3 protein-coding genes and 1 pseudogene are annotated in these 3625 nt (G+C 58.2%); all 4 read right to left on the bottom strand.

Annotation, left to right across the window (positions count from 1 at the left end):
* A pseudogene (locus NKH49_RS34400) lies at nucleotides 1-119 on the bottom strand (IS110 family transposase); the annotation flags it as partial.
* Between the two features lie 450 nt (nucleotides 120-569).
* On the bottom strand, nucleotides 570-1628 hold the full coding sequence (locus NKH49_RS34405; RefSeq protein ID WP_502899351.1) for a tyrosine-type recombinase/integrase: 1059 nt from the start codon (nucleotides 1626-1628) through the stop codon (nucleotides 570-572).
* Nucleotides 1629-1865: 237 nt separating this feature from the next.
* Nucleotides 1866-3053, bottom strand: a complete 1188-nt coding sequence (locus tag NKH49_RS34410) for a porin (protein ID WP_352566168.1) — start codon at nucleotides 3051-3053, stop codon at nucleotides 1866-1868.
* Between the two features lie 233 nt (nucleotides 3054-3286).
* Nucleotides 3287-3466, bottom strand: coding sequence for a GIY-YIG nuclease family protein (locus NKH49_RS35080; protein WP_502899381.1), 180 nt, complete (start codon nucleotides 3464-3466; stop codon nucleotides 3287-3289).
* Nucleotides 3467-3625 lie beyond the last annotated feature (159 nt).

Raw genomic sequence — 3625 nt, forward strand, 5'->3', positions numbered from 1 at the left:
GGGACTACCGCCCGCCGTTGCAATTTACGCACCAGCACCGAACGCTCCGCAGCGTCGACACCATGCAGCTGAAAAACACTCTTGGACGTATCCATGCCAATACAGATAAGGTGTTCCACGGACGGCTCCCTTGTTTGAGATCTCAACGAACTCATTCTGGCACATCCGATGCTGTCGGGCGCCGTCCACCCCATCATGCCATGACGTCAGCCGAAGAATGACGTCAGCCGAAGAATGCAGCGGATCGGAATGGCGCTCGTATCCGCAACGTGGACAGCTACCCTTCAACCATCACCCGCGACTGACCGCCGGTGCGAAAAGCACTCGAATTTGCTCCGCTTTCGTGTACGCAAATGTAACGGCATGGATCCCAGGGTCTTCGCTACGTCGCTTCGCTCCTGCTCCGCCCAGGGATGACGAATGCGAGGAGGCTTCGGCCAATCTCGGAGATTTGCGCTTTGCCACTGAAAGAATTTTGGAGGCTCGCTGCCGAGTGGAAGGCCAACTTAAGTAATACCCGAGACTTCATCTCGAGTATTACTTGACTTAACTTCGCAGGGAACAAACCGTCAGGATTTGGCGCTTCTCTTCGCTGGCTTTGGGGCTTTGCTTGCGGCCGGCTCGCCTTTTGGCTCTCGCCTTGCCGGAGGTGGAGAAGACAAAGCGCTTGCGCCGCCGCTGTCCGCGCCACTGCACCGCGGTGTCTCCAGCACAGTGACGCAGCCATCGAGGTCGTTGGTGGCCAGATGCGCGTAGCGCATGGTCATCGACAGCGTCTGGTGACCGAGCCACATCTGCACGCGCCTGATGTCGATGCCGCCCTGGACGAGACGCGAGGCGCAAGTATGGCGCAATATATGCGGCACGACCTGATCGTCGGCGCCAAGCCCGACTTCGGCCTTGGCATCGTTCCAGATGGCGCGAAACTGCGCCTGGCTGAGCTTGGTGAACGGGCCCTTGGGCCGGCGGCCCTCGGTGGCCGGCAGCTTGATCACCTCTTTTACCCGCTCGGTCATCGGGATGGTGCGGCTGCGGCCGGATTTGGTGATCCAGAAACTGACGCGGTGCTCCTGGATATCGTTCCAGATCAAGCCCAGCGCTTCGCCGAGGCGGCAGCCGGTGTCGACGAGAAAGACGGAAAGCCGATAAGCGTCCTCGCTGCGGCTCTTGATGGCGGCGAACAGCCGGGCCTCCTCGTCTCTTTCGAGGAAACGAATCCGTCCCGCCCGCTCCTTCTGGCGGCGGAACTCGGGCAGGCTGTGGATATCCCCCATCTTGTGAGCCTTGCGCAGCAGTTTGCTGAGGGCAGCCATCTTCCGGTTGATGGTTGCGTTGCTGTTGCCGCGCTGGCGCAAGGTGCCGATAAGGTTGTCGAGGGTGCTTTGGTCAAAGGCGCTGAAACGCTCCCCAAGGAGGATCTCGTCTATTTCGCCGATGAAGGAGCTGACATTGTATTTGTGCCGCCCGTCATCCCAAAGTATGTCCCGGTATGCTAAAAACAGTTCTCCGATCCTGTGCGACTTTACTTCTCGTATCTTGTTGTAACTGTATTTTATTTTTGCAGCTTGAGAAGAAAACATCGAAAAATGATCAGAGGTTCCTCCCTCTTGAATCGCATCGTTCGTCATTATTCGCCACACCCCCGAGTGGATAGGCCTAGACCTACCTGCTTGGCGGTGCCCTTTCAAGAGTTTTAAGCGTTGCGGCCGATTTCATCCACCGATCGGCGGATCCCAACGACATCGTTCCACAACCCTGTTCAGCTACCGAACCCCCTTTTCCTTCTGTTTGCTACCAGTCGCGAAATAAAAACAGCCCGGGCGTTAAGGCGCCCGGGCTGGATTTCACTTGCTTAAGTCCAGCCCTTAGAAAGAGCGCTGGAAGCGGAGGATGCCGCCGACGGCGTTTTTCTTGTCGCCCGGGATGCCCGTCCAGTTGTATTCAGTACCGAGGGCGCCGGCCTTGTGCTGGTTATGAGCCCAGTCGACTTCGGCCGTGATCGTGAAGCCGGGAACGATGTCGTACGCGATATTGGCCGCGACGCCAGCTTCCTTGGCTTCGTCATACGACGCCTGGATGTTGAACGAGGTCTTCTCGTTGATGGTGTAAGTGCCACCACCCCAGACTGCCCAGTTACCGCCCCACTGCTTGTAGAAGTTGCGCGGGAGATTGTCGTCGGAGCCGTAGCCGGCCATCAAGAACAGCGACAGGTTCTGCATCGGCGTCACGTCGAGGCGAACCTTGGCAGCCCATTCTTCCAGGCTGCTGTCATAGGCAGCAACACCGCTGATGGAGCCCCAGCCCTGCGTGTATTTGAGACCGCCAACGACATACGGAACATAGCTGTCGATCGAGTCGTGGCCGAGATGGGTGGCGGTGTTAGCAGCGTTAAGGATAAAGCCTTCACCGGTTTCCAACGAAGCCACGGCCGAGAAGCCGTTGCCGGCATCGAAGTAGTACTGGACGACGTTGGTGTCGAAGCCGCCGTAGGGGACCAGCGTATCCTGGATGACGTTGCCGGCGTAGCCGGTGAACGTGTTAAAGGCTGTTTCGTCCTTACCGACGCGGAGACCACCGAGCTGGATCCAGGCGAAGTTCAGCGAAACGCCTCTGCTGCCAAAGTTGGAGAAGGCATTGTCGATCCCGGGCACGGTTTGGTAGCCGGTTCCCCAGTTGAAGCGCGTCTCGGTGTAGGTCTTCAAGGTGCCCATCTCGGTTTCCTGGCCGGTATAGGTCCTCAGCGTGAAGCGAGCCTGCTTGTAATAGCCGTCGTTGACGTTGTCTTCGCCATTCAAGGCATCCTTAAGGTCCTGGTACCTGGCGCCGTCGAACGAGCCAGCCTGGCCAGCGCTGATGTCATAGCGGACATAGCCGCCGATGCGCAGGCAGATTTCGGTGCCGGGGATGTAGTAGTAGCCAGCGCCGTAGACGTCGCAAATCTTAACGTATTCAGCGGGTTCCGGCTCGGCGACGACGACGGCGTCGGCGGCGCGCGCACCGGAAACTGCGATCAGTGCCGCAGCGGAGCCGAGAAGAAGGCTCTTGATGTTCATTTTCTGACCTCCAGTCAGAATCGAACGAAAGAGCGGAATTGGCACCGTGTGTTTCTGTCGTAAGTAGCTGATATTGCGTTATTATTTGGGAAAACCGCTGATTATTGCACGATCGCGTGAGGAGCGGCAGATGGGTCACCAAAGGCGTTTGCTGGCAAAAGCATGCGCGGAACCGGATTTGAGATAACGCTCGAATGAGGTCGCCTTGGCTTGGTTCGAGAAGGCGATGCAGGTCACGATCCGCCATGGCAGGAATTTGGAGGTATGGCGGGATTTTCGGCGTTATGCTCGGCGATCCGTCGCTTCAGGTCCGAGGTCACACCGATATAGCGCTCGCCTCCCGCAGTCTTGCTTTCCAGCAGATATACGTACCACACGAACCGGCCCTCCCTCGCCAACGCATTGGAGTGCATCCTCCTTCGCAAGGAGGAATATGCCAACCGCGATTGTGCAAGCGTTCCAAGAGGTTGCGGCCCTCCTTCGCTACGGCTTCGGAGGGCATCCTGCTTCGCGCGGAGAGGGGATTCGCTGGACTTGTCCTGCGAAGCGCACAGCGCGAAGCAGGATCGCCT

Source organism: Mesorhizobium sp. M1088, assembly GCF_040318575.1.
Lineage (GTDB): Bacteria > Pseudomonadota > Alphaproteobacteria > Rhizobiales > Rhizobiaceae > Mesorhizobium.